22 protein-coding genes are annotated in these 23,607 nt (G+C 66.4%); 11 read left to right on the top strand and 11 right to left on the bottom strand.

What is annotated here, in order from left to right; all coding sequences use genetic code 11:
• Positions 1-75: 75 nt before the first annotated feature.
• The 3 genes from NIBR502771_RS15085 (at position 76) to NIBR502771_RS15075 (ending at position 3,482) form a co-directional block, all read left to right on the top strand.
• Positions 76-1,632, top strand: coding sequence for a circularly permuted type 2 ATP-grasp protein (locus NIBR502771_RS15085; protein WP_141160462.1), 1,557 nt, complete (start codon positions 76-78; stop codon positions 1,630-1,632).
• A gap of 75 nt (positions 1,633-1,707) precedes the next feature.
• Complete coding sequence (locus NIBR502771_RS15080) at positions 1,708-2,634, top strand: alpha-E domain-containing protein (RefSeq protein ID WP_141160461.1); 927 nt, start codon at positions 1,708-1,710, stop codon at positions 2,632-2,634.
• Positions 2,631-3,482: a transglutaminase family protein gene (locus tag NIBR502771_RS15075; protein ID WP_141160460.1), complete on the top strand. Its 852-nt coding sequence runs from the start codon at positions 2,631-2,633 to the stop codon at positions 3,480-3,482. The genes NIBR502771_RS15080 and NIBR502771_RS15075 overlap by 4 nt, the downstream gene beginning before the upstream one ends.
• Before the next feature lie 45 nt (positions 3,483-3,527).
• On the opposite strand, the gene NIBR502771_RS15070 is transcribed toward NIBR502771_RS15075, so the two are convergent.
• The 3 genes from NIBR502771_RS15070 to glgC form a co-directional block, all read right to left on the bottom strand.
• Positions 3,528-3,998, bottom strand: a complete 471-nt coding sequence (locus tag NIBR502771_RS15070; protein ID WP_168223141.1) for a pyridoxamine 5'-phosphate oxidase family protein — start codon at positions 3,996-3,998, stop codon at positions 3,528-3,530.
• A 19-nt stretch (positions 3,999-4,017) separates the two neighbouring features.
• Positions 4,018-5,469 carry an SDR family NAD(P)-dependent oxidoreductase gene (locus NIBR502771_RS15065; protein ID WP_141160459.1) on the bottom strand — a complete coding sequence of 484 codons (1,452 nt, stop codon included), beginning with the start codon at positions 5,467-5,469 and terminating at the stop codon, positions 4,018-4,020.
• Positions 5,470-5,559: 90 nt separating this feature from the next.
• Positions 5,560-6,969: a glucose-1-phosphate adenylyltransferase gene (gene glgC / locus NIBR502771_RS15060; RefSeq protein ID WP_141160458.1), complete on the bottom strand. Its 1,410-nt coding sequence runs from the start codon at positions 6,967-6,969 to the stop codon at positions 5,560-5,562.
• Positions 6,970-7,071: 102 nt separating this feature from the next.
• Between glgC and glgA the strand changes: the two genes are divergently transcribed.
• A complete protein-coding gene (glgA, locus tag NIBR502771_RS15055) occupies positions 7,072-8,277 on the top strand; it encodes a glycogen synthase (protein WP_141160457.1) in 1,206 nt (401 codons plus the stop codon).
• A 93-nt stretch (positions 8,278-8,370) separates the two neighbouring features.
• Here the strand turns inward: glgA and NIBR502771_RS15050 are convergent, their stop codons facing one another.
• Together NIBR502771_RS15050 and NIBR502771_RS15045 are read right to left on the bottom strand one after the other, a co-directional pair.
• On the bottom strand, positions 8,371-10,482 hold the full coding sequence (locus NIBR502771_RS15050) for an acyl-CoA dehydrogenase (RefSeq protein WP_141160456.1): 2,112 nt from the start codon (positions 10,480-10,482) through the stop codon (positions 8,371-8,373).
• A 1-nt stretch (position 10,483) separates the two neighbouring features.
• A complete protein-coding gene (locus NIBR502771_RS15045; RefSeq protein ID WP_371706602.1) occupies positions 10,484-11,212 on the bottom strand; it encodes a TetR/AcrR family transcriptional regulator in 729 nt (242 codons plus the stop codon).
• 61 nt (positions 11,213-11,273) lie between these two features.
• Between NIBR502771_RS15045 and NIBR502771_RS15040 the strand changes: the two genes are divergently transcribed.
• Genes NIBR502771_RS15040 through NIBR502771_RS15030 form a run of 3 tightly spaced genes read left to right on the top strand, consistent with a single transcriptional unit; the run spans position 11,274 to position 14,884 of the window.
• Positions 11,274-12,626 (top strand): acetyl-CoA C-acetyltransferase, encoded by a 1,353-nt coding sequence (locus NIBR502771_RS15040; protein WP_141160455.1) that lies wholly within the window; start codon positions 11,274-11,276, stop codon positions 12,624-12,626.
• A gap of 9 nt (positions 12,627-12,635) precedes the next feature.
• A complete protein-coding gene (locus NIBR502771_RS15035; RefSeq protein WP_141160454.1) occupies positions 12,636-13,976 on the top strand; it encodes a 3-oxoacyl-ACP reductase in 1,341 nt (446 codons plus the stop codon).
• Positions 13,973-14,884 carry a MaoC/PaaZ C-terminal domain-containing protein gene (locus NIBR502771_RS15030; protein WP_141160453.1) on the top strand — a complete coding sequence of 304 codons (912 nt, stop codon included), beginning with the start codon at positions 13,973-13,975 and terminating at the stop codon, positions 14,882-14,884. Before NIBR502771_RS15035 ends, NIBR502771_RS15030 begins: the two co-directional genes overlap by 4 nt.
• Before the next feature lie 13 nt (positions 14,885-14,897).
• On the opposite strand, the gene NIBR502771_RS15025 is transcribed toward NIBR502771_RS15030, so the two are convergent.
• The 6 genes from NIBR502771_RS15025 to NIBR502771_RS15000 form a co-directional block, all read right to left on the bottom strand.
• A complete protein-coding gene (locus NIBR502771_RS15025) occupies positions 14,898-15,872 on the bottom strand; it encodes an IS481 family transposase (protein ID WP_141160452.1) in 975 nt (324 codons plus the stop codon).
• A gap of 102 nt (positions 15,873-15,974) precedes the next feature.
• Entirely contained in the window at positions 15,975-17,048 is a 1,074-nt protein-coding gene (locus tag NIBR502771_RS15020; RefSeq protein WP_141160451.1) for an aromatic acid exporter family protein, read from the bottom strand.
• Between the two features lie 93 nt (positions 17,049-17,141).
• Entirely contained in the window at positions 17,142-18,251 is a 1,110-nt protein-coding gene (locus NIBR502771_RS15015; RefSeq protein ID WP_141160450.1) for a serine hydrolase domain-containing protein, read from the bottom strand.
• Between the two features lie 43 nt (positions 18,252-18,294).
• On the bottom strand, positions 18,295-19,377 hold the full coding sequence (locus tag NIBR502771_RS15010; RefSeq protein WP_141160449.1) for a glutathione S-transferase family protein: 1,083 nt from the start codon (positions 19,375-19,377) through the stop codon (positions 18,295-18,297).
• Positions 19,378-19,406: 29 nt separating this feature from the next.
• On the bottom strand, positions 19,407-20,147 hold the full coding sequence (locus tag NIBR502771_RS15005) for a M50 family metallopeptidase (RefSeq protein ID WP_141160448.1): 741 nt from the start codon (positions 20,145-20,147) through the stop codon (positions 19,407-19,409).
• A gap of 167 nt (positions 20,148-20,314) precedes the next feature.
• Positions 20,315-20,617: a DUF4193 domain-containing protein gene (locus NIBR502771_RS15000; protein ID WP_018761323.1), complete on the bottom strand. Its 303-nt coding sequence runs from the start codon at positions 20,615-20,617 to the stop codon at positions 20,315-20,317.
• 205 nt (positions 20,618-20,822) lie between these two features.
• Between NIBR502771_RS15000 and NIBR502771_RS14995 the strand changes: the two genes are divergently transcribed.
• The 4 genes from NIBR502771_RS14995 (at position 20,823) to NIBR502771_RS14980 (ending at position 23,606) form a co-directional block, all read left to right on the top strand.
• Positions 20,823-21,962: a glycosyltransferase family 9 protein gene (locus NIBR502771_RS14995; protein WP_141160447.1), complete on the top strand. Its 1,140-nt coding sequence runs from the start codon at positions 20,823-20,825 to the stop codon at positions 21,960-21,962.
• Positions 21,959-22,930 (top strand): glycosyltransferase family 9 protein, encoded by a 972-nt coding sequence (locus tag NIBR502771_RS14990; RefSeq protein WP_371706601.1) that lies wholly within the window; start codon positions 21,959-21,961, stop codon positions 22,928-22,930. Before NIBR502771_RS14995 ends, NIBR502771_RS14990 begins: the two co-directional genes overlap by 4 nt.
• A 77-nt stretch (positions 22,931-23,007) precedes the next feature.
• Complete coding sequence (locus NIBR502771_RS14985) at positions 23,008-23,238, top strand: hypothetical protein (protein WP_141160445.1); 231 nt, start codon at positions 23,008-23,010, stop codon at positions 23,236-23,238.
• 176 nt (positions 23,239-23,414) lie between these two features.
• A complete protein-coding gene (locus NIBR502771_RS14980) occupies positions 23,415-23,606 on the top strand; it encodes a three-helix bundle dimerization domain-containing protein (RefSeq protein WP_141160444.1) in 192 nt (63 codons plus the stop codon).
• The last annotated feature ends 1 nt before the right edge of the window (position 23,607 follow it).

Raw genomic sequence — 23,607 nt, 5'->3', positions numbered from 1 at the left:
CGGACTGCCGGCGACAACACGCCAGAATGGATGGCAGTAATGAACTCGAAACAAAAAGATGGTTGGCTATTGGACATGTCAGACCTATTCCAGGATTACTCCGAGGCCGCGGGCCGCACCGGAGCGTACGACGAGATGTTCGCCCCGGGGCAACAGGCCAGGGACTCGTACGGGCAGGTGGCCGAGGCCCTCCGGAAGCTCTCCCTGGCGGACGTCAGCGCACGCGCGGACTCCATGGCCCGCACCTTCCTGGACCGCGGTGTCACGTTCGACTACGCGGGCGAGGAGCGGCCTTTCCCGCTCGACATCGTGCCCAGGGTCATCCCCGCGGCGGAGTGGGATGTCCTGGAACGCGGGGTGGCCCAGCGCGTCCGTGCCCTGGAAGCATTCCTGAACGACGTCTACGACAAGATGACCGTGGTGTCCGACGGCGTGATTCCCCGCCAGCTCGTGACCACCAGCGCCCACTTCCACCGGCAGGTCCACGGGTTCGAACCGGCCGGCGGGGTTCGGGTGCATATCTCCGGCATCGACGTGGTCCGCGACGCAGCCGGCACCTTCCGGGTCCTGGAAGACAACGTCCGCGTTCCGTCCGGCGTCAGCTACGTGCTGGAGAACCGGCGCGCCATGGCCAAGGGCCTGCCCGAAGCGTTCGGCCAGCAGCTCATCCGGCCCGTGGAGGAATACCCCCGCCGACTGCTCTCGGCCCTGCGCAAAACCGCGCCCGCCGGCGTGGACGATCCCACCGTCGTCGTCCTGACCCCCGGCGTCTTCAACAGCGCCTATTTCGAGCACACCCTCCTGGCCGGCCTCATGGGTGTTGAGCTGGTGGAGGGCCGGGACCTGATCTGCCGTGGAAACCGCGTGTACATGCGGACGACGGCCGGCGAGCAGCGGGTGGATGTGATCTACAAGCGCATCGACGATGACTTCCTGGACCCGCTGCAGTTCCGTTCCGACTCGATGCTCGGCTGCCCCGGCCTGGTCAACGCTGCCCGTGCCGGCGGCGTCACGATCGCCAACGCAGTAGGCAATGGCGTGGCCGACGACAAACTGGTTTACAGTTACGTGCCTGACCTGATCCGCTACTACCTCAGCGAGGAGCCCATCATCGCCAACGTGGACACCTACCGCCTCGAGGAGAAGGAAGCCCGGGAGTACACCCTGGACAACCTCGCGGAACTGGTGGTCAAGCCGGTGGACGGCTCCGGCGGCAAGGGCCTGGTCATCGGTCCGGATGCCTCCCGGGACGAACTGGACGCCCTCCGCCAGCGGATCATCTCCGATCCCCGCGGCTGGATCGCCCAGCCGGTGCTGCAGCTCTCCACCGTTCCCACCCTTGGCGGTGACAAGTTCGGCCCCCGCCACGTGGACCTGCGGCCCTTTGCGGTGAACGACGGCGACGACGTCTGGGTGCTCCCGGGCGGCCTGACCCGCGTTGCGCTGAAGGAAGGGTCGCTGATCGTGAACTCCAGCCAGGGCGGCGGATCCAAGGACACGTGGGTCCTTGCCGACTCGCCGCAGATGCCGGTGGAAACCGTGCCCCGCCAGTCCGTCACGGTCCGCGAACGGGTCTCGGTATGGCCGGTGGAAAGCAACTGGCGCGACCGCCAGTCGGAGCAGCAGCAGTGAGGCCGGCACGTGAAGGCGTGGCCGGCGTCGCACATTTCTTAGATATCGTTCCGGGCGCGCAGGAGGTAGCCGCGAATGCTTAGCCGTATTGCCGAGTCCCTGTTTTGGATTGGCCGGTATGTGGAGCGGGCCGACGGTACCGCCCGCATCCTGGATGTCCACCTGGAACGCCTCAACCACCTCCCCATGGAGGAACGCAAGAGCGTGGCGCAGGAACTCCTGGCCGTCATGGGAGCCAAGCCGCAGAGCGAGGATTTCGGCCTCCCGGAACTCCTTCACGCCCTGGCGTACGACAAGACCAGCGCCACCTCGATCGCCGGTTCACTGGGGGCTGCCCGCGAGAACGCCCGCCGTGCACGCGAGACCGTGTCCTCCGGGCTGTGGGAAAGCCTGAACACCACGTACTACGGGCTGAGCCAGCACCGGAAGGACGTGGTGGGCACCTACCGGTTCTGCAACTGGACCCTGGAGCGTACCGCGATGGTCAGCGGGCTTGCCGACACCACCGTGAGCCACGACGAGAGCTGGCTCTTCCTGGTGCTGGGGCGTTCGCTGGAGCGCGCGGACATGACGGCACGGATGCTTTCCACCCGGGATGTGCTCTCTGCCGGCATGTCGTGGGTGAACATGCTCCGCTGCGCCGGCGCCTATGAATCGTTTTTGCGGACCCGGCGGGCAGCTTTTGGCGACCAGCACGCCGCCGAGTTCCTGCTCCTGGACCGGCTGTTCCCCCGGTCCATCGTTTACGCGCTGCGGGATGCGGACGAGTGCCTCGCCAAGCTGGACCCCTCCGCCCAGCGCGTGGGCTTCATCAACGATGCGCGCCGCATCGTGGGGCAGGCCCGCACCTTCCTCGAGTTCCACCGCACTGACGACCTCATGTCCGAACTGCCCGAACACATGGAACGCGTGCAGAAGGCCGTGTCCCAGGCCTCGGACGCCATTTCCCGTAAGTACTTCAATCAGGCGGACGAACTTGCCTGGGTGGGAGAAGTGTCATGACCCGGTTGAGCATCGTCCACAGGACGGCCTACAAGTACAACAAGCGGGTGACGCTGTCCTACAACGAGGCCAGGATGACACCGCTGACGGATTCGCAGCAGGTGGTGCTGGAGTCCGTGGTGAAGGTCTCTCCGTCGCAGGCGGCAGTAAGCACCTACCGCGACTACTGGGGCACCCGGGTCACGGCCTTCGACATGCAGATGCCGCACGAAAACCTCGAGGTGGTTTCCAACATCACCGTTGAAGTGCACAGGGCGGAGAAGATTCCTGCCGAGGCGGACATTGTGGGCTGGGACCAGCTGGCGTCCCCGGAAACACTCGATGCATTCAGCGACTGGCTGCCCCAGTCCCGGCTGAGCGGGCCCGGTGAAGAAGTCCTGGGCATCATCCCGGGCGTCGTGGCAGGAAAGAACCCGCATGAGGCCGCCATGGCCGTGTTTGCCTGGATGCGCGGGGAGATGACCTACATGTCCGGCTCCACCGCCGTCACCACCAACGCGGAGGAAGCCTGGGGCCAGCGCCAGGGGGTGTGCCAGGACTTGGCACACCTGGCCATCGGCGCGCTGCGCAGCTGCGGCATTCCGGCCCGCTATGTCTCCGGCTACCTGCATCCCCGCTCCAGCGCCGGGATCGGTGAGACCGTTGCCGGGCAATCGCATGCCTGGCTGGAATGGTGGGACGGGGACTGGCGCAGCTGGGACCCCACCAACCACAAACCTGCCGGCGACTTCCATGTCACCGTGGCCAGGGGCCGCGACTACCGCGACGTCCCCCCGCTGAAGGGCATCCTGTCCGGGGGCGGCGGCTCGGCCTTGAAGGTCAGCGTGGAGATCACCCAGCTCGCCTGACGCCTGGGGTTCCCCGGCCTCCTGGCCGGGGAACCCGCCGTCGGCCTATTCCTGGGATGCTTTGGCGGAACCGCTGATCTGGGTCCACCACGTCATCGGGTCCGTTACCTTGAAGCGGCGGCCCGTGACGCTGTCCGGGGTGATGCGGACGAACGCGTCCTTGCGCCCGGCCTGCCAGGGGAAGAGGTACAGGCGGGAGGTCTCCAGCACTTCCTCGGTGGCCTTGACCAGGGCAGCGGTGCCCTTGATCACCACGCTCCACGCCAGGCCCGTGTCAGGGTCCACGCCGTCCGCCTCTACCGCCACGGGGGCATCGCCGGAGGCAGCCGACAGTTTGGTTCCCTGGGCCGTCCTGAAGACCAGGGTGCCGCCGTCCACCGTGAAGTTGACCGGGAAGATGTCCGGCCTGCCCTCGACGAGGACCGCCAGCCTTCCTACGGACACAGTCCGCAGCAGCGCCCAGCATTCGTGGTGTTCAAGTTTCTGCACTTGGGAGGAGGATGACTCGTTGCTCATGCCGTGAGCATACCCCGCATCACCAGGGACTGGGCTTGTAATCCTTCATGAAGACCCCGTACTGGTCCTCACCGTTTTCACCCATGACGATCGGATCATAGACGCGGGCCGCGCCGTCCACCAGGTCCAGGGGTGCGTGGAAGCCTTCCTCCATGAGTCGGACCTTGGTGAAGTGCGGGCGCTCGTCAGTGATCCAGCCGGTGTCCACGGCAGTCATCAGGATGCCGTCGGTATCCAGCATCTCCTGGGCGCTGGTGCGGGTCATCATGTTCAGCGCCGCCTTGGCCATATTGGTGTGCGGGTGCCCGGGGCCCTTGTACGCGCGGGAGAACTGCCCCTCCATGGCCGAGACGTTCACAATGTATTTGCGCCGCGCCGTGGACCGCTGCATGGCGCCGCGGAGCCTGCTGACCAGCAGGAACGGTGCGGTGACGTTGCAAAGCTGGACCTCAAGCATTTCCAGGGGATCCACCTCGTCCACCACCTGCGTCCAGCTGTTGATGGTGGCAAGGTCCGGGACCAGGCCGCCGGCGTCGATGGCGGTCCCCGAAGCGATCCGCTCCAGCGAGGCAGATCCGGTGGACAGCGCCAGGGACGTGACGGCATCGCCGGCAAGGACGGGGTGGTCGGTGACGCTGCCCGCCAGTGCCAGCGGGTGCTTGTCATGGGCATGGCCGAAGGTCAACAGTTCAGGGCCGCCATTGACCTGGTCCAGTGCCGCCGGAAGCGGTTCCTCCTCGGCGTCCACCAGTGGCTTGTAGGCGTTGCCGGATCGGCGCACGGTCTGGGCCGCATTATTGATGATGATGTCCAGCGGACCGGCCTGGTCGAGGGAATCGGTCAGGGCCATGACCTGGGCAGGATCGCGCAGGTCGATGCCCACGATCCGGAGCCGGTGCAGCCACTCGCCGCTGTCTTCCATGGCGGCGAAGCGACGTGCCGCATCCTTCGGGAACCGGGTGGTGATGGTGGTGTGCGCACCGTCGCGCAGCAGCCGGAGGGCGATGTACATGCCGATCTTGGCCCGTCCTCCGGTGAGCAGGGCCCGCCGACCGGTGAGGTCGGTCCGGGCATCGCGCTTGCTGTGGCTGAACGCAGCGCATTCCGGGCAAAGCTGGTGGTAGAAGGCGTCCACCTGGGTGTAATGCTGCTTGCAGATGTAGCAGGGGCGCGACCGGATAAGGTGTCCCGCGATGTTCCCGGTGGCTGAGGTAGCCAGCTTGTTGCCGCGGGTTTCGTCATCGATCCGGTCCGGGGCCGCGGTGGCGGTCTGGGCAATCACGGCGCGGTCAGCCTCGGCGATGGAATCGCGCTTGGTTACCCTGCGGTGGCGCTTGACGGCCTTGAACATCTTCCCCGTGGCGCGGCGCACCGAGATGTAGTCCGGGTGCTCCTCGTCATACGCGTGGATGGTGTTCAGGACCTTGAGGCAGGCCTGGATGTCCTCAGGGGTCAGATCGGGGGAGCTCATTGGGAAAATTTTACAGCGTACGCCGCAGGCCGGGGCACCATCTCTGGTGCCCCGGCCTGCGGGATGCCGTGGGAGGTCGTGCGTGGCGGGTCAGCGAAGCCGCGCGGCTGGAGCGGCCTCCGCCGCTGCGGCGGCGTGGGTGCCGGCCACCTTGTCGGCTGCCTCACGGACGTCCGGGTACTGCTCTGCCGCCGCTTTGATGGCGTTGGGCAGGACGCTGAGGTGGCTCGCGGCGAGCTGCCGTTCCTGCTCACCGGGCTCCGGAACTTCCTGGCCCTTGGCGAGGACCGTGATGCCGGACTCTGTCACCTTGAATCCGCGCGACCGGTCCAGCTCGGGGTCCAGGCCGATGGCGGCTCCGGCGGGGACCTTGACGTTCTTGTCCAGGATGGCGCGGTTGATCACTGCCCCTTCACCCACCTGCACCTTGTCCATCAGCACGGAATCGATCACCCGGCCGCTGGTTGCTACATAGACGTCGTTGGACAGCACGGAGCCCTCCACGACGCCGCCGGAAATCACCACCCCGTTGGCCACGATGGAGTCCAGCGCCGTGCCCACGGTGTTGTTCTTGCCCCGGACGAACTTGGCGGGCGGGGAAATGCTCTGCCGGGTGTAGATGGGCCACTCGGAGTTGTAGAGGTTGAACACCGGCAACGGTGAAATCAGGTCCATGTGGGCGTCGTAGAAGGAGTCGATGGTGCCCACATCACGCCAGTAGGTGCGGTCGCGCTCCGTGGAACCGGGGATGTCGTTGAGGGTGAAGTCGTAGACTCCGGCCTCGCCCCTGTTGACGAAGTAGGGGATGATGTCCCCGCCCATGTCGTGCTTGGTGTCAAGGCGCTCGGCGTCCACGTGCAGCGCGGCCACCAGGGCGTCGGCGTCGAACACGTAGTTGCCCATGGAAGCCAGGAACTGTGAAGGGTCGGCGGCAAGCCCGGGGGTGCTCGAGGGCTTCTCCACGAAGGCGGCGATCTTTTGGGCGTCGTTTTGATCCACTTCGATCACGCCGAACTGGTCAGCCATGTGAAGCGGCTGCCGGACGGCCGCGACCGTGGCTTTGGCGCCGCTGCGGACGTGCTGGTCCACCATTTGGGCGAAGTCCATGCGGTACACGTGGTCCGCGCCCACCACGACGACGATGTCGGGGTTGGCATCATGGATCAGGTTCAGGGATTGGTAGATGGCGTTGGCGCTGCCCAGGAACCAGCTCTTGCCGACGCGCTGCTGTGCGGGGACGGAGGCGACGTAGTTGCCGAGCTGCGTGGACATCCGCCATGCTTCGGAAATATGCCGGTCGAGGCTGTGGGATTTGTATTGGGTAAGGACCACAATCTGCAGGTAACGCGAATTCACCAGGTTGGAAATCGCAAAATCGATAAGGCGGTAGCTGCCCGCGAAAGGCACCGCGGGCTTTGCGCGGTCTGCCGTCAGTGGCATCAGTCTGTTTCCCTCGCCACCTGCGAGGACAATGGCCAGGACTTTTTTGGTCAACGGCATAATGGTCGCTCCTGTACGCCTTCGTAACTCCCCAAGACAGTCCGGTAGGCCCGGACTCCTTCACACTAGAACAGTTATGCGTGAACGACTACCTTGGGTCTTGTGCGAATAGACATTGTGACTAAAGAGTTTCCGCCGGAGATCTACGGTGGCGCCGGGGTGCACGTAGCCGAGTTGAGCAGGGTGCTTAGTAAGCACGTTGACCTGCAGGTTCGTGCATTCGGGGCCCCCCGGGACGCCGACTACCACGGCGCCACCGTGACGTCCTACCAGGTCCCGGAGGACCTCGGCGCGGCCAACGCGGCGGTGCAGACCCTTGGCGTGGACCTGCGCATTGTGCCGGACGTGCAGGGCGCGGACCTGGTCCATTCGCATACCTGGTACGCCAACATGGCCGGGCACCTGGCCTCGCTGCTGCACGGAATTCCGCACGTTCTCAGCGCCCACAGCCTTGAGCCGCTCCGGCCCTGGAAAGCCGAGCAGCTCGGCGGCGGCTACGCCCTCTCCTCCTGGGTGGAGAAGACGGCGTACGAAGCGGCGGCGGCGATCATCGCCGTGTCCGAGGGCATGCGCCAGGACATCCTGCGCAGCTACCCTGACGTTGACCCGGACAAGGTCCGCGTGGTCCACAACGGGATCGACGTGGCCCTCTGGCAGCGTGATGAAAACGACGACGCCGTCCGTGCCCTGGGCATCGACCCGGCCAAGCCAAGCGTCGTCTTTGTGGGAAGAAACACACGGCAGAAGGGCGTTCCCTACCTCCTGCGGGCGGCAGCGAAACTGCCCGCCGATGTCCAGCTGGTGCTGTGCCTCGGCGCGGCGGACACTCCGGAACTGGCTGCGGAAACAGCGGCACTCATCGAGGAGCTGCAGAAGCAGCGCACCGGCGTGGTGCTGATTGAACGGATGCTGCCGCGCCACGAACTGATCCAGGTCCTCAGCCATGCAACGGCCTTTGCCTGCCCCTCCATCTACGAGCCGCTCGGCATCGTGAACCTTGAAGCGATGGCTTGCGGCGCCGCAGTGGTGGCCAGCGCCACCGGCGGCATCCCCGAGGTGGTCCAGCACGGTGAGACCGGGCTGCTGGTGGACCTGGAACAGGTCACCGATGGCACCGGGACGCCCCTGGACCCGGAGAAGTTCGTTGCGGAGTTCGCGGCCGCCCTGACCGAAGTGGTATCCGATCCCGCACGCGCCCGGGCCATGGGGCAGGCAGGCCGCGAGCGCGCCGAGAAGCACTTCTCGTGGGAATCGATCACGGAAACCACCCTTGAGGTGTACCGCTCGGTGCTGCCTGCCGGAGCCTGAGCGTCCCGGCAGTAGGCACAACGACGGCGCCGCTCCCCTTTGCCAGGGGAGCGGCGCCGTCGTTGTTTGCCTTGTTCGTGGTGTCCGCCGGGGTCAGGCCTTCCGGCCGGTGGTCCTGGCGATCAGGACTTTCTCGTCCACCGGAGCCTGCCCGCTGGCCCGCTCGCTGCGGAAGTGCGCACGCGCCTCGTCCTGGCGGCTCATTTCGGCGCCCGTGGCGATGGCCGCCCGGACGTGCTCCCCGCCGTACCCGAAGGCCTCCACCAGATCGAGGGCATGTGGGCGGATCTTTTCCACCAGCCTGTTGATGTAACCGCCCACCGTGCGGGCACGCTGCATGGATAGCCTGCCGTTCATGAGGTACCAGGACAGGTTCTTCTCAATCAGGGACAGGCCAAAGAGGTCACGCAGCCAGGTGAGCACCGTCCTGGTTCCCGGATCTTCCACCTCCCGGAGAGCCTCCGTGAACGCCTCCCACTGCAGCAGTTCAGCGTGCGCCTGGGCGGCGTCGATGAGTTCATTCTGGTGCCGGTTGAACAATGCAGCGCCTTGGTCCTGCGGCAGGCGCTTGCTGCCCTTCAAGGCAGCGCCGGCCTCAGCCACCATGGTCTGTACCCGATCCGTGAGCAGGGCGCGCTGGCCTTCCTCGTCGCGGAGCGCGATCGCGGCCTTCTGGACCGACCCCGTGTCCGCCATGAACTGGGCCACCTGGCGCAGGCCAGTGCGGTGCACAGCGGCGCCGGCGGCCTGGTTCACTACGTACCGGGCCAGCACGCCGAAGTCCACATTCCTGAACTCCTTGGCGTAGTCGGCCAGCAGGCGCTTGGCCACCAACTGGAGCAGTACGGTGTTGTCTCCCTCGAAGGTGACATACACGTCCAGGTCGGCGCGCAGCGAGGCGAACCTGTTTTCGATCAGGAAGCCGGCACCGCCGCAGGCTTCGCGGCATTCCTGGAGGGTGTCCAGGGCGTGCCAGGTGCTGAGGGGCTTCAGCGCTGCGGCCAGGGTTTCCAGGTCCTGGCGGTCTGCGTCGGTGTCGTGGGCGCCGGAGAAGACGTCGTCGAACTTCTGCAGCAGCTGCTCGTGCGCAAAGCCGGCCGCGTAAGTGGTGGCCAGGCGGGTGAACAGGCGCCGCTGGTGCCGCTGGTAGTCGAGCAGCACTTCTTCCTCCGTGTGCGAGGAAGCGTTGAACTGGCGGCGTTCGGTGGCGTACTGGATGGCGGCTTTCAGCGCGACCTTGGAGGCGGCCACGGCGGCGCCGTCCAGGGATACGCGGCCCTGGACCAGGGTGCCCAGCATGGTGAAGAAGCGCCGGCCGGGGCTGGCGATGGGGGAGGTGTAGGTTCCTTCCGCGTCGACGTTGCCGTACCGGTTCAGGAGGTTGGTCCGGGGGACGCGGACGTTGTCGAAGTGCAGCCGGCCGTTGTCGATGCCGTTCAGGCCGCCCTTGACGCCGTCGTCCTCCCCGCCGATTCCGGGCAGGAATTCCTTGGTGTCCGGATCCCGGAGGTCCACATAGAAGGCGTGGACGCCATGGTTCACGCCGCGGGTGACCAGCTGGGCGAACACGACGGCGCCGAGGCCGTCGTTGGCCGCGTTGCCGATGTAGTCCTTCCAGGCGGCGCGGAACGGGGTGTTGATGATGAACTCTTCGGTGCCGGGATCGTAGGTTGCGGTGGTGGCGATGCTGGCCACATCCGAGCCGTGGCCGGTCTCCGTCATGGCGAAGCAACCGGGAATTTCCAGGCTCATGATTCCGGGCAGCCACTTGGTGTGGTGTTCTGCGGTCCCCAGGTGCATCACGGCGGATCCGAAGAGTCCCCACTGGACACCGGCCTTGATCTGCAGGGACGGGTCCGCCACCACCAGTTCCTCGAAGCCGGCGATGTTGCCGCCATGGTCGTCGGATCCCCCCAGCTCCGAGGGGAAGGCGCGGTGCACGGCTTCATTGTCCACGAGGTACTTGAGTTGTCCGAAGACGCGGGCGCGGTGTTCGGTGTGCGTCAGGCCCTCGATCTTGTGCAGTTCGGGCCGGCCGGCCAGGTCCCGTGCCTGGAGCCTGACATCGGCCCATTTGCCCAGGAGTTGCCTGCCCAGCGCCTCGATGTCGACGGCGGGCGCAGGGCTTTCGTCCGAGGGCTTGGCGGCGGGGGTTGCGGCGGGGCGGAGGCCCTTGCGCGCGGGGCGGTCCACTACGTCAGTCATGTCACAGTCCTTCTTTGGCGGATAACTTGGTGGTCGGTAAAGCGGGGGTGAGTTCGGGGACGATGCCCACGCACAGCCATGCCGTGATCTGGCGGGCCATGGTCTCCTGGTCTGGTTTGGTGGGGGAGCCCGGGGTGCTGAGCCATTGTTCGCCGGCGTTCCGGACCAGGCCGATCGCCGCCTTGGGCCAGTAACCGATGACGGTTTCCTTGACGTCCGCCAGGTGTGACCGCATGGGAGTGGCGATCATGTCCGCGATGGCGTCGAAGAAGGGCCCCAGCGGTCCACCTGCTGCGGCGGGGTGCGGAGGGTTGGCGGCATCAGCCGGGGCATAGCTGGTGACGAAGGTATAGACGTTGGGGCTGGTAGCGGCCATCTGGAGATAAGCCGAGACCATCGCGAGCAGGCCCTCCCGGGGCGTGAGTGCACTTTGCGCGGCCTCCTGGATGCGGTGCTGCATCTGGCTGAGGACTACCTCGCCCACGGCCTGCTGCAGCCCGGCCTTGTCCCCGAAGTACCTGTAGAAGACGGACTTCGATGTCCCGGCTGCCGTGGCGATGTCCTCCATTGAGGCATCACTGCCGAGGGCATGCACCGCGCGCCGGGCCTGCTTGATAAGTTCCCTGCGCCGCTCCTCCCGGTGGCTCTGCCAGCGCGACGAACGCCCGTCGGGGCTGGCCAGCGACGGCAGTTCGATGGTCAAGGGGGAGTGCGTGTCCTGGAGGTTCACGATACCCAGCGTATCAGGTACGCTGGGTATCGGTAACCACTTGTGACCAGAGGAGCCCTCCATGTCCACAGAAGGACAGTCCATCCCCGCACGCGGATCCGCGCTGCCTGCCGTTCCGGCAACGCGCAGGGCGGTGATCGTTGGCGGCAACAGGATCCCGTTTGCCCGCGCAGGCGGAGCCTACGCGAAGTCATCCAACCAGGACATGCTGACGGCGGCCCTCGACGGCCTGATCGCGCGGTTCGGGCTCCAGGACGAACGGATCGGGCAGGTGGCGGCGGGCGCGGTCCTGAAGCACTCCCGTGACTTCAACCTCACCCGGGAGGCAGTGCTGGGATCGGCACTCTCGGCGGAAACGCCCGTGTACGACCTCCAGCAGGCGTGTGCCACGGGCCTGGAGACCGTGGTGGGCCTGGCGAACAAGATCAAGCTCGGGCAAATCGATTCGGCCATCGCCGGCGGCGTGGATTCTGCCTCCGACGCACCCGTGGTGGTCAGTGAAGGGCTCCGCGAGGTTGTACTGGACCTTCACCGGGCCAAAACCCTTCCCCAGCGGCTCCAGATCCTCAGCCGGCTCCGTCCCAAGGACCTGGCGCCTTTGGCCCCGGGCACAGCGGAGCCGCGTACCGGCCTGTCCATGGGCGAGCACCAGGCCCTGACCACCGCGCAGTGGAAGATCTCCCGGGAAGCGCAGGACGAGCTGGCACTGAACAGCCACCACAACCTGGCCGCCGCGTACGACTCCGGGTTCTTTGACGACCTGATGACCCCGTACCGGGGACTGACGCGTGACGGGAACCTGCGGGCGGACACGTCGCTGGAGAAACTGGCATCCCTCAAGCCGGTCTTCGGCCGCAGCCTTGGCGCCGATGCCACCATGACGGCGGGCAATTCCACCCCGCTGACAGACGGTGCGTCCACGGTGCTGCTGGCGTCGGATGAATGGGCAGATGCCCGCGACCTGCCCAAGCTGGCAGCCGTGGTCGACGCCGAGGCTGCCGCCGTCGATTTCGTCCACGGCAAGGACGGGCTGCTGATGGCGCCCGTATTCGCAGTGCCCAGGCTCCTGGCCCGGCAGGGGCTGACGCTGGCCGACTTCGATTTCTTCGAGATCCATGAGGCGTTTGCCGCAACAGTGCTCAGCACGCTGGCAGCATGGGAGGACGACGAGTTCGGACGCACGCGCCTGGGCCTCGACGGTGCGTTCGGCAGCGTCGACCGTTCCCGCCTCAACGTCAACGGGTCCTCGCTCGCAGCAGGCCACCCATTTGCCGCCACCGGTGGCCGCATCGTCGGCACGCTGGCCAAGATGCTCCATGCCAAGTCTGCTGCCACCGGGAAGCCGGCCCGGGGCCTGGTCTCCGTGTGCGCGGCCGGCGGCCAGGGCGTCGTCGCCATCCTGGAATCTCTGTAGGGGGCGGCCATGGCAGATACATACACCCAACTGGTCAACAGCAGCATGGGCCGCAGCCTGGCAAAGAAACTCGGCCTTCCGCAACCTGCGGTGCTGCGCCGGTACCAGCCCGGCCAGCCATTGGTCACCGGACCGGTCGTGGTCCTGGGAAACACTCCGGGGGCGGACAAGCTCGCCGCGGAGCTGCTGTCCTGGGACCTCGACATCCGGAGGCATGCTGTACCCGCCGAAAAGCTGGGCGCCATCATCCTGGTCCTGGACGAGCTGGAGCACCCGGCGGACCTTGAAAAGCCTGTGCTGGCGGCGGCAGGCTCCCTCCGTGACCTGCGCGCCGGCGGGCGGGTCATCACGCTTTCGCGCCCGGCGTCGGAAGCGTCCGCACCCGAAGCTGCGGCAGCCCGGCAGGGGGTGGATGGCTTCCTGCGGTCCCTGGCCAAGGAACTGCGGGCCGGCGCAACCGGCAACGGCGTGGTTCTGGCCGATGGCACCACCGCCACCAGTTCCAGTGCCCTGGGCGCCCTGCGGTTCTTCCTCTCCGGCCGGTCGGCATTCGTGGACGGACAGTTCCTGACCGTCTCCTCGGAGGACGGCAGCCTGCCCGCTGATCCGGAACGGCCTTTGGCAGGCAAGGTCGCCGTCGTCACCGGAGCCGCCCGGGGCATCGGAGCCCAGATTGCCAGGACGCTGCACCGCGATGGCGCCACCCTGGTCCTGGTTGATATTCCTGCCGCAGGGGACCAACTGGCCGCGGTGGCCAACGAGGTGCGGGCCACGGCGCTCCAGCTGGACATCACCGGTGCCGACGCCGGCCAGCGGATCATCGACCACGCCGTTCAACGGCACGGGCGGCTGGACATCGTGGTGCACAACGCAGGCGTTACGCGGGACAAGCTGTTGGTCAACATGGACCAGGCCCGGTGGAACCCGGTAATCAACATCAACATCGCCGCGCAGCTCCGTATCAACGAAGCCCTGCTGGCCTCCGAACACTTCCGGCAGTCACCGCGCATTGTTTCAGTGGCCTCCACCAGCGGCATCGCCGGAAACCGGGGACAAACCAACTACGCCGCGTCCAAGGGAGGGGTCATGGGGATGGTGCGGGCCACAGCCCCGCTGCTCGCGTCCCGCGGCGGCACCATCAATGCCGTGGCTCCCGGCTTCATCGAAACGGAAATGACGGCCCGCATTCCCTTCGCCGTCCGGGAGGTGGCGCGCCGGCTGAACTCGCTGCAGCAGGGCGGACTGCCGTCCGACGTCGCCGAGACCATCGCATTCCTGGCCAGCGATGCCGCGGGCGGGATCAACGGGGAGGTGCTGCGGGTATGCGGGCAAAACCTGGTGGGGGCATGACGGTCCAGCAACCGGTGGTCCTGGCCGAAATGCCCTCGCTGTCCAAGCTTTATGTCAACGCCGCCGCGCAGGCCGCAAGGCGCAGGCTCCTGGGAACGCATGACTCCGTAGTCCTCCCGGCGGAGAGCCACGAAGTCAAGGGCGTCACGGTCGGGGTGGAAAACCTTACGGCCTACCAGCACCTGATCGGCGAGACGGCCAGTGACGTCCTGCCCGCCGGCTTCATCCACGCCATCGCCTTCCCTTTGGCCATGAGCGTCATGAACCGGGACGACTTCCCGTTGCCCCTGCTGGGGATGATCCACCTGCGCAACAGCGTTGAGCAAAGATCACCGCTGTTGTTCACCGACATCCTTGACATGGCCGCCCGGGTGGAAAACCTCCGCGGCCACCGTGCAGGGACACAGGTGGACGTCGTGGCGGAAGTGCGGCGCGCCGGCTCCGGCGAGGTCCATTGGCGCGGAGTTTCGACATACCTGGCCAAGGGCGTCTTCCTGCCGGGGATCGACAAACCCACAGCCATCCCTCCCAGGCCTGACTTCACGGCACCGGACCCCACGGCGCTGTGGCTGCTGGGCGTGGATACGGGCCGTGCCTATGCGGCTGTTTCGGGGGACTTCAACCCCATCCACCTCAGCGTGCTCTCGGCCAAGGCCCTCGGTATGCGGCGATCGATAGCGCACGGCATGTACCTCGCGTCCCGCGCGCTCGCAGATGTGGGGCCCGCCCGGGGTGACTCGTTCACGTGGGACGTGGAATTCGAAGCCCCGGTCTTCCTGCCATCCCGGGTGGCCCTGGAGATCGGCACCGAACAGACAGGTTCCGGGGCATGGAAACAGTCCAGCTTCGTCGCCTGGAGTCCACGCTCCGGGCGGCGCCATTTCAGCGGGACGGTTTCGGCACTGTAGGGACTAGGTGTACTCAGTCAGTAGGTTGGTTGCACCTGCTGATGGGTGGTTTGCCTCCGAGGCTGCCGTGGGGCCGGTGGTTGTTGTAGAAGTCTAGCCATGGCTGCAGGGCGTCTGTGCGGGCTTGGTTGGAGGTGAAGGGTTGTCGGTAGGCCCAGCCTTCTTGGAGGGTGCGGTTGAAGCGTTCTGCTTTGCCGTTCTGCCAGGGATGGCGGGGTTTGATCAGGATGTGTTTGGCGCCCAGTGCAGCCAGTGCGTCCTGGAAATCTTTCGATATCCGGTAGGCGAACGCGTTGTCGGTCATGACCCGCTTCACGGGTGCGCCGTTGGCTGCCATGGCGGTTGCGGCCCGGGTGAGGAACCCGGCGCAGGTGGGGCCTTTTTCGTCGGGCAGGACTTCGGCGTAGGCCAGACGGGTGTGGTCATCGACGGCGACGTGGATGTAGTCAAAACCGACCCGATTATGGCCTGTGGAGTGGTTGCGGGCGGATTGATTGGGGTCGGCCCGCCAACCTCCGCCGTCGGGAATCCGCCCTAGTTTCTTGACGTCGATATGGATCATGTCGCCTGGAGCGTCGCGTTCGTAGCGGCGGTCGGTGGCACGGGATGCCCGGATCCGTTCCCCGGTCACCGGGTCCAGGTCCCACAGCTTCGGCATACCCGCGCGGGCCAGGATCCGGGAGACCGTCCGGGCGCTGGTACCGCAGCGCAAGGCCAGGCCCGCTGGCCCTTCGCGGTGTTCAACGCGCTGGATCAGAACATCGGCAACAACTTCCGCGGAGGTCGCGTGCGGGCACGACCTTGGGCGGGAGCTGCGGTCCTCGAGGCCGGCCCAGCCGTGCGTCCTGTACCTGCTGATCCAGCGGTGGGCGCAGGTCCGCGAGACACCCATCTCTTTGGCCACATGGGCCACGGGACGGCCGGCGAGGACGCGCTCGATAAGGATCCGCCTACCGTTCGGTGTCAGGCGGGCATTACGGTGGGACATGAAGACCTCTTAGTCGTTGGCTGTGTGTGGTAACCACCAACCTAAGAGGTCTTCACCTATTCACGATGTAACCAACGTCCTGACTCAGTACAACTAGGCCCGCTATTTCCGGCCAGGTCCTGCCTGGTCCTCCCGCCGGATGGCCCGCAGGATCCGGTGGAGGCTGAGGAGGACCGATTCTGAGGCAGGGACCGCTCCCTGTTCTGCCGGCCTGTGGGCGGTGGCAGCCATGCAGGCTTCCACCGCCGCGCTGGCAGCGTCGTAGCGGTCCTTCCACTCCTGGACGTCACCATCGGAGTCTGTGGACACCAGTTCCCCGGTGGCGGTGATGGCGTCTGCCAGCGGTTCATTGTCATGCAGCGGAATCTCGTAGGGCACATCGTCCTCCCAGATCACATCGGACAGCACATCCGTCATGTCCTGGATGTGGAAGGTGACCCGTTCGAGGTTCCGCAGGTCCCGGTAGTCGCGGTCCATGTCCCGCGGGTGCAGCTTCCGCCGGGGATTGGCGCGCCGGCTGGCGTCCGCTTCCTTGACCAAATGACGCACTGAACGTGCCGCTTCCGCCAGTTCGTCCGACCTGCGCGACCAGTCCTCGTGCTCAGGGGGCCATTTTTCCTTCAGGGCCGCGCCCATGTCCGTCAGCTGCCGGCCAAGGGCGAGCCGCAGGTCGGCAAGGCTGGATGCGGCGGCGTTGAGGTGCAGCGGAGGAAAGATCAGGAAATTCACCGCGATCCCGACCACCACGCCCGCCGCCATTTGCACAAGGTAGCCGTAGGAGAAATCTTCGGCATTGCTGCCGCCCACCAGCAGGACCAGGAGCGCCGCCGTGGGAATCCAGTCACTGCCTGAGCCGATGCCCGGCAAGCCGCCCAGCAGGACGCCGACCCCCATGAACACGGCGACCGTCAGCGGCGAGGGTTCGCCGATGCTTACCAGGACGAAGGCAAGACCGATTCCCATCGCCAGGCCCGCCAGGGCCTGCGCCCCCTGCTTCATGGACCCGGCGACATTGCGGTACATGGCCACCAGGGCGCCCAGCGGTGCGTAGTACGCGTAGTGCGAGGCGGCGCCAGGCATGAGGGGCGCGATGGCGAATGCCAGCCCCGCGGCTATGGCAGCCTTCCCTGCCAGTTGCAGCCGCTGTGCGGCGAAGGCAGCAGAGAGCCCCGCCACTGATTGTCTAAGAAGTTGGGTCCCCCGAGCCCACCGTGTGTCCGGCCGTGCCTGAGTATTGCCCATCCGGACAACAGTAGGGCCGGGGGTGCCTCAGGACAAACCTGCTGCTGAGCGCCTTACCTCAGCGGCCAGCCTGTGGGCGCGGCCCGGTGTGCGGCCCTCTTCCGCGCGCCGGGGGATGTAGCCGAAGCCCAGCCCGTACGGGGGATCGGCGAAGCCCAAGGCAGCGTTCGCTCCCTCGTGGCCGAAGGCCCGGTGGCTCCCGAAGTTCCGCGAGGGGTGGGGTTTCATGAACACGACGGCGAAGGCATTGTCCAGGCCGGAGGACCGGTCCAGGCCCCAGACCTGTTCCCTCGTCATGGCCGTGATGATCCCGCCGGAGAGGAACGGCCCTGCGCCTCCGACACCGGTGGTGGCCGCTGCGTACAGGCGCGCCAGCCCCTCGGCGGAGCCCACTCCAGCCGCGGCGGACATGCCCGCGGAACGCACGGAGCGGATATTGGGCAGTTCCATGATGGTACTCACCGGGGCGTTGCTGTTCAGGCCGTCGAGGCTAAGCGGATCCAGCCACGCTTCGGCCGGGTCTGCTTCATACAGCACGTCCCGGTACCTGTCCTCCTGGCAGTCCGGCAGGCCCAGAAAGAAATCCACCGCCTGCGGCTTCCGGATTCTCCGTTCGTAGATGTCCTGCAGGGCCTCGCCCGTGGTCCGCCGGCACAGCTCTTCCATCAGGATGCCAATGGTGAGGGCATGGTAGCCGAACTGGCGGCCGGGCTCCCAGGCGGGAGCCGCAGCGGCCAGCCGGGCGGCGCCCCCGGAGGCGGTGAACTCGTCCAGGGCAAAACCGCCCTCGACCCCCAACAGCCCCGCCTGGTGCGACAACGCCTCCCGGACGAGCAACCGGTCCTTGCCGTGGACCGCAAACTCCGGCCAGTAATGGGCCATGGTCCGGTCAAGGTCCAGGACACCGTCCTGGACCAGCAGGGCGATGACCAGTGCGGCGACGCCTTTGGAGCAGGAGTAGGCGCCGGTCAACGTATCAGGGGCCATATCCGGGCCGCCGGTCAGGCGGACCACCTGCACCCCGTTCCGGTAGGCGGCCAACTGCGCGCTGTAGCGGGAGTCCTCCGCGAGGAAGGACTCAAACAGCGCCAGGACACCCTCGTACCCCGGCGCCACGAAACCCAGAGAAGTCTGCATGCCTTCCAGTGTAAGAGGAAAGCGATTTCCGTCCGCGGATAGGTCAGCGGGAGGCGCCGTGTCCGGTGGCGACTTCCTCCCCGGGGCGCACAGGCCCCGGTGGGGTGCCGTCGCCAAACGGGCGTCCACCCAGCGCCTCCCGGCCGTGTTCCGTCAACCAACCGGCAAGATCCGGGCCGGCAGGAACAATCCCAGTGGGATTGATGTCCTCATGGACGATGTAGTAATGCCGCTTGATCTGCACGAAGTCGATGGTGTCCCCGAACCCCGGCGTCTGGAACAGGTCCCGCGCATACCCCCACAGGTTGGGCATTTCGCTCAGCTTTTGCCGGTTGCATTTGAAATGCCCGTGGTAGACGGGATCGAACCTGGCCAAAGTGGTGAACAGCCTTACATCTGCCTCGGTAATGGTTTCACCCACCAGGTAGCGCTGCCGCGAGAGGCGGTCCTCGAGCCAGTCCAGCGCTGTCCACAAACGCTGGTACGCCGAGTCGTAGGCCTCCTGTGATCCGGCGAAGCCGCAGCGGTAGACGCCGTTGTTGACCTCGGTGAAGACGCGCCTGTTTACTTGGTCGATCTCTTCGCGGAGATGCGCGGGGTAGAGCTGTGGGGCGCCCGGGCGGTGGAACTCTGTCCACTCGGTCGAGAAATCAAGGGTGATCTGCGGGAAATTGTTGGTCACCACTTCACCGCTGCGCACGTCGACGATGGCGGGAACGGTGATTCCGCGGGGATAGCCGGGGAACCGCTTGAAGTAGGCGTCCTGCAGGCGCTCGATTCCCAGGACCGGATCCACTCCACCCGGGTCCAGGTCGAAGGTCCAGGAACGTGCATCGTGGGTGGGTCCAGGCTGGCCAAGGGAAATGGCCTCCTCCAGCCCCAACAGCCTGCGGACGATGACGGTGCGGTTGGCCCATGGACAGGCCCTTGCGGCAATGAGGCGGTAGCGCCCGGCTTCCACCGGCCAGCCCGGTTCACCGTTGCTGCCGGGCGTGGCATTCCTGGTGATGCGGTCCTCAATGTAGTTGGTGTCCCGGGTGAATTCCGCCCCGCCTGTCACGTAGGCTCCGCGGGTGCTGTGCGCGTCGGCGGTGTCTGCTGGTGTGCTTTCCGTTTCCTGGCTCATGACACCAGCCTATGCGCCGGCTTCACGCCCTACGCGCCCTGCCGGAGGATTTCCACTATGGGCTGCCACGCCACCAGCCAGGAACCGGCCACGAGGAGCGTGAACAGGGCAATCCAGATGCCGGACGGAACGGAGGTGGCCCGGTACAGGAGGTACGCGTCCGAGGTGTTGAGACGGTCGCGATGGCGGAGGTGCACCTGGGTGAGCTTGACCAGGTCCCGGACGGCGGCCACGAGGAGTGCCAGGCCGAAGATGACGGCGGCATGGCCGACGGCGGTGGGCGGCGCGAGGAAGGTGAGGGCACCGGTCGTGACGATCGCGGCCCCCGTGATCGCGAAACCTGCAAGGTTGCGAAGGAAGAGGAGCGAGGCAGTCAACACCAATGCGCTGGCTGCCACGGCGGCCGGTCCCCATCCGTTGAGCCCGGACCAAACAAATGCGGCTCCCGCCAGCGCTGGTACCGGATATCCCCAAAAGCAGGACCAGGCAGCGGCCAGCCTGCTCCTGCTGTACGCAGTGGTGGTTCCGGAGTGGTCAAGGCGAAGACGGATGCCGGAGAGCCGCTGGCCTGACGTAAGGGCAGCGAATGCGTGGCCCAGTTCGTGGGTGGCGGTGGCCAGGAGGCCGAAATATCGCCAGCTGCGCCTGGGGATGGACAGCACGACGGCGGCTGCCAGCGACAGCAGCAGCTCAGCCCATGTGATGTTGGGTACGTTCGTGTGGGTGAATGCCGCGCTGAAGGTGTTCCAGAAACTGGCAGGGCTGTCCAATAGTGCCTCCTGGCTGCCGTGTCGCCGTCGTAAGTCCTGCGCCCCACGCTACGCACCCAAGCTGGACGCGGGCAGGAACCTGCCATTGCTTAAAGCCGAAAGGCACGCCTGGTGCGGCGTGCCCTTCTTGCGGGGCCGGGCGTTGCTGCCCCGGTAAAACCTTCTGACTAACCTTCGCACTCCGTGCAGTAGCTGTGTCCGTCTTTTTGCCGGGCGATCTGGGACCGGTGGCGGACCAGGAAGCAGGAGTAGCAGGTGAATTCGTCCTCAGCCTGGGGGATGACCTGGACTACGAGTTCCTCAGCGACGAATTCGCCGCCAGGAACTCCGGCGCCGTCCAGCCCGTCAGCCTCGTCCAACTCCTGCACAACGCTGCGGGCGTCCGGAGCATTCGCTGACTGGAGCTGCTCGAGTGAGTTGTCCTGCGATTCCTTGACGTCGGAACGCAGTTCATCGTAATCGGTTGCCACTTTGGGTGCTTCTCTTTTCTTAGTTGGGCTGTCGGGTATGAAACGTACAGCATGAACCCGGTATTCCCCAACAGGAAGCGTAGATCCGTTGCCGGTTGGGTACAGGTTCATAGGAGCGGCCGCGGGTACTCAAACCGGCATCCGGCTGCGTGGGCAGGGGAGGGACGGCCATGCGTTTCCCTCCCCGGGACGGAAGGGGCAGTTCTTGGAGCAACTCACTGCAGAGCTTGGCGGTGCCGGACAAATCGGTGTGGGGGTAGGCCCGGTGCTGGAGAAGTTCGACGCCGTGTCCCGGATTGCGGTCCTGCGCGGAGGCGGCCTGGGGGATCTGATGTTCGCGATTCCCGCGATGGCTGCGTTAAAGGCGGCCTACCCTGCAGCACACCTGACACTGCTGGGCACCCCAATCCATGAGGCGGTTCTCGGGGCGGTGGAAAGCCCCGTCGATGAGGTGGTTGTCCTGCCCTTTGCCGAAGGAGTCCGGCCCGGGGAGGAAGATGCCGGCGAGCTGGACCGGTTCTTTGCCGGCATGCGCGGGCGCGCCTTCGATCTGGCTGTCCAGCTCCATGGGGGCGGACGGTTCTCGAATCCCTTCCTGCTGCGGCTGGGAGCCAGCCATACTGTAGGAACGCGGACGGCCGACGCCGCCCTGCTTGAGCGCAGCGTCCCCTACCTCTACTACCAGCACGAACCCGTCCGGGCCCTGGAAGTGGCCGGTTTCGCGGGCGCGTTCCCCGTCGACCTTGAAGCCCGCCTGGCCCCCGCCGGGCAGGCATCCTTCCCGCTGCGCCCCGGCGACGGCGCCCAGCCACTCGTGGTGATCCATCCGGGCGCCACCGATCCCCGCCGTCGTTGGCCTGCCGCAAAGTTTGCTGAGCTTGCTGCCGCCTGTGCAGCCGATGGTTCGCGGGTCGTCCTTATCGGGGACGGCAGCGAACAGGGCCTGGCGGCGGAGATTGCGGACAGTGCCGTTTCAACAGCGGTCAGTTCCCTGGCCGGCGCCCTGGATATGGCAGGGCTTGTGGCGTTGCTGGCGGCCGCCGACGTCGTGGTGGCAAACGACAGCGGGCCCAGGCACCTTGCACAGGCGCTGGGCGTGCCCACAGTCGGCATTTTCTGGGTGGGCAACGTGATCAATGCCGGAGCTCTGGGGCGGAGCCTCCACCGTGTCCACGCCTCATGGGTGACGGCTTGTCCAACGTGTGGTGTCGATGTCACCCAGGTCGGCTGGACCGCAGCGCGGTGTGTCCACGACGACTCACTGGTGGCCGGAGTTGCCGTCAGCGACGTCTATGGGGACGTCTGGAGCCTCACGGCCGGCAAGTTCGCAAAGCAGGATGCATGACGGGCATGGATGCACCACACGAAGCCGTTGTTCAAGAGCCGGCAGACGGAAGGCCGGAGCTCCTGGTCCTGCGCGCTTTGAAGCTCGGAGACCTGCTGGTGGCCGTGCCGGCGTTGAAAGGCCTCCGGCAGGCCTTTCCCGGGCACCGCCTCCGGTACGCTGCGCAGGGGTGGTTGTCCGAGGCCCTGGGCCTGGTGGGCGGCTATGTACTGCTGCCCACGCACGGGCTGGACGAGCCGCTGCCGCTGCCACCGGGCGTGGTGGACGTAGCCGTCAACCTTCACGGCAGCGGCCCGGAGAGCCAGGGGCGGATAGAGGCGCTGAAGGCCCGGCGGACCCTGGGACATCGAAGTGCGCACCGGAACGGGCCGCCCTGGCGGCCGGAACTGCACGAACGCGAACGCTGGGTGCGCCTCCTTGAATGGCATGGGATAGACGCCGATCCATTGGACGTGCAGTTGGACACGCCCCAGGTCCCCAGTCCGGTCCCCGGTGCCACTGTCCTGCACGTTGGGGCAGCGTACGGCAGCAGGCTTTGGCCTGCGGAGCGGTTTGCGGCGGTGGCGACCGCACTGACGGAAGCCGGACACCGGGTAGTCTTCACCGGCGGCAGTTCCGAGAGAGACCGGGCCGAGGAAGTGTGCCGCCTCGCAGGAATCCCTGGTACCGCTGTCCTGGCCGGGGTGTTGGGCCTGGGGGAGTTCGCTGCGACCATTGCTGCTGCCCGCCTGGTGGTTTCTGCCGACACCGGTGCCGCGCATCTGGCATCAGCGTACGGCACACCGTCCGTGGTGCTCTTTGGGCCGGCCCCACCGGAGATTTGGGGGCCGCCACCGGGACCCCATATCGTCCTCACCCGGGCCGAACTGCGGCGCGGGGACACTTTCGCGGCGCGGCCGGATCCAGCCCTCCTGGCTGTCCAGGCCTCCGATGTCATGGCGGCTGTCAAAGCACTGGGCTTGGTCTGAAACACTGTGGGTTTAAGCGTCCGCCATGTGGGTCCGCAAGGGGGTGGAACGAGCCCAACGAGCCTAAAATTCTGTGTATGAGCACTGAGCTGGAAATCGCTTTGGTGTTGGGAGCGGCGCTCCTCTGGATTGCCCTAACGCTGACCATCCTGTCCGCCATCGACCGGCCGGAAAGAAAGGCGCGGCGGCAGGAACGCCGCAACGTCAGGGCCGATAAGCACCGGATTGAGTACCGTCCGGCGGCAGCGGCGGCCCATAGCCCCGGACGTAACCGGCACCCACGGACCCGGCGGCTTCATCCACACTGACATCGGCGGCGCTCCGGAGGTGGAAAGGCGGGGAGCACCCGGGCCGAACGCGGCTCCCGGCGCTCGCCGTCGTGCGCTCATGGCAGTGACGGGCAGGGCAGTGAACCACGCTGCACGCCCCGGCGCTCTCTTCGCGAGGTCTTGACGGGCCTGGCCGGATCCCCGACACTTTCCCGATGGGAGTAAGCGAAGAGTTGCGGGCGCTTGGCGACGTGGTGGACAGGCTTGCCGCGAAGTTTCCAGCCCTGTCCAGGGAATACATCGAAGATGTGGTGCAGCAGGAGCACAGCCTCCTGGATACGGGCAGGGTCCGCGCCTTCGTGCCGGTCCTGGTTGAGCATGCAGCCAGGGACAGGCTGGCACGGTAGG

Source organism: Pseudarthrobacter sp. NIBRBAC000502771 (assembly GCF_006517215.1).
Lineage (GTDB): Bacteria > Actinomycetota > Actinomycetes > Actinomycetales > Micrococcaceae > Arthrobacter > Arthrobacter niigatensis.
This window is presented reverse-complemented; position numbering and strand designations above follow the sequence as displayed.

Excerpts from the sequence above, each read along its gene's own strand:
- NIBR502771_RS15085 (WP_141160462.1), top strand. The coding sequence starts at position 76 with ATGTCAGACCTATTCCAGGATTACTCCGAGGCCGCGGGCCGCACCGGA.
- NIBR502771_RS15080 (WP_141160461.1), top strand. The coding sequence starts at position 1,708 with ATGCTTAGCCGTATTGCCGAGTCCCTGTTTTGGATTGGCCGGTATGTG.
- NIBR502771_RS15075 (WP_141160460.1), top strand. The coding sequence starts at position 2,631 with ATGACCCGGTTGAGCATCGTCCACAGGACGGCCTACAAGTACAACAAG.
- NIBR502771_RS15070 (WP_168223141.1), bottom strand. The coding sequence starts at position 3,998 with ATGAGCAACGAGTCATCCTCCTCCCAAGTGCAGAAACTTGAACACCAC.
- NIBR502771_RS15065 (WP_141160459.1), bottom strand. The coding sequence starts at position 5,469 with ATGAGCTCCCCCGATCTGACCCCTGAGGACATCCAGGCCTGCCTCAAG.
- glgC (WP_141160458.1), bottom strand. The coding sequence starts at position 6,969 with ATGCCGTTGACCAAAAAAGTCCTGGCCATTGTCCTCGCAGGTGGCGAG.
- NIBR502771_RS15050 (WP_141160456.1), bottom strand. The coding sequence starts at position 10,482 with ATGACTGACGTAGTGGACCGCCCCGCGCGCAAGGGCCTCCGCCCCGCC.
- NIBR502771_RS15040 (WP_141160455.1), top strand. The coding sequence starts at position 11,274 with ATGTCCACAGAAGGACAGTCCATCCCCGCACGCGGATCCGCGCTGCCT.
- NIBR502771_RS15035 (WP_141160454.1), top strand. The coding sequence starts at position 12,636 with ATGGCAGATACATACACCCAACTGGTCAACAGCAGCATGGGCCGCAGC.
- NIBR502771_RS15030 (WP_141160453.1), top strand. The coding sequence starts at position 13,973 with ATGACGGTCCAGCAACCGGTGGTCCTGGCCGAAATGCCCTCGCTGTCC.
- NIBR502771_RS15025 (WP_141160452.1), bottom strand. The coding sequence starts at position 15,872 with ATGTCCCACCGTAATGCCCGCCTGACACCGAACGGTAGGCGGATCCTT.
- NIBR502771_RS15015 (WP_141160450.1), bottom strand. The coding sequence starts at position 18,251 with ATGCAGACTTCTCTGGGTTTCGTGGCGCCGGGGTACGAGGGTGTCCTG.
- NIBR502771_RS15010 (WP_141160449.1), bottom strand. The coding sequence starts at position 19,377 with ATGAGCCAGGAAACGGAAAGCACACCAGCAGACACCGCCGACGCGCAC.
- NIBR502771_RS14990 (WP_371706601.1), top strand. The coding sequence starts at position 21,959 with ATGACGGGCATGGATGCACCACACGAAGCCGTTGTTCAAGAGCCGGCA.
- NIBR502771_RS14985 (WP_141160445.1), top strand. The coding sequence starts at position 23,008 with ATGAGCACTGAGCTGGAAATCGCTTTGGTGTTGGGAGCGGCGCTCCTC.
- NIBR502771_RS14980 (WP_141160444.1), top strand. The coding sequence starts at position 23,415 with ATGGGAGTAAGCGAAGAGTTGCGGGCGCTTGGCGACGTGGTGGACAGG.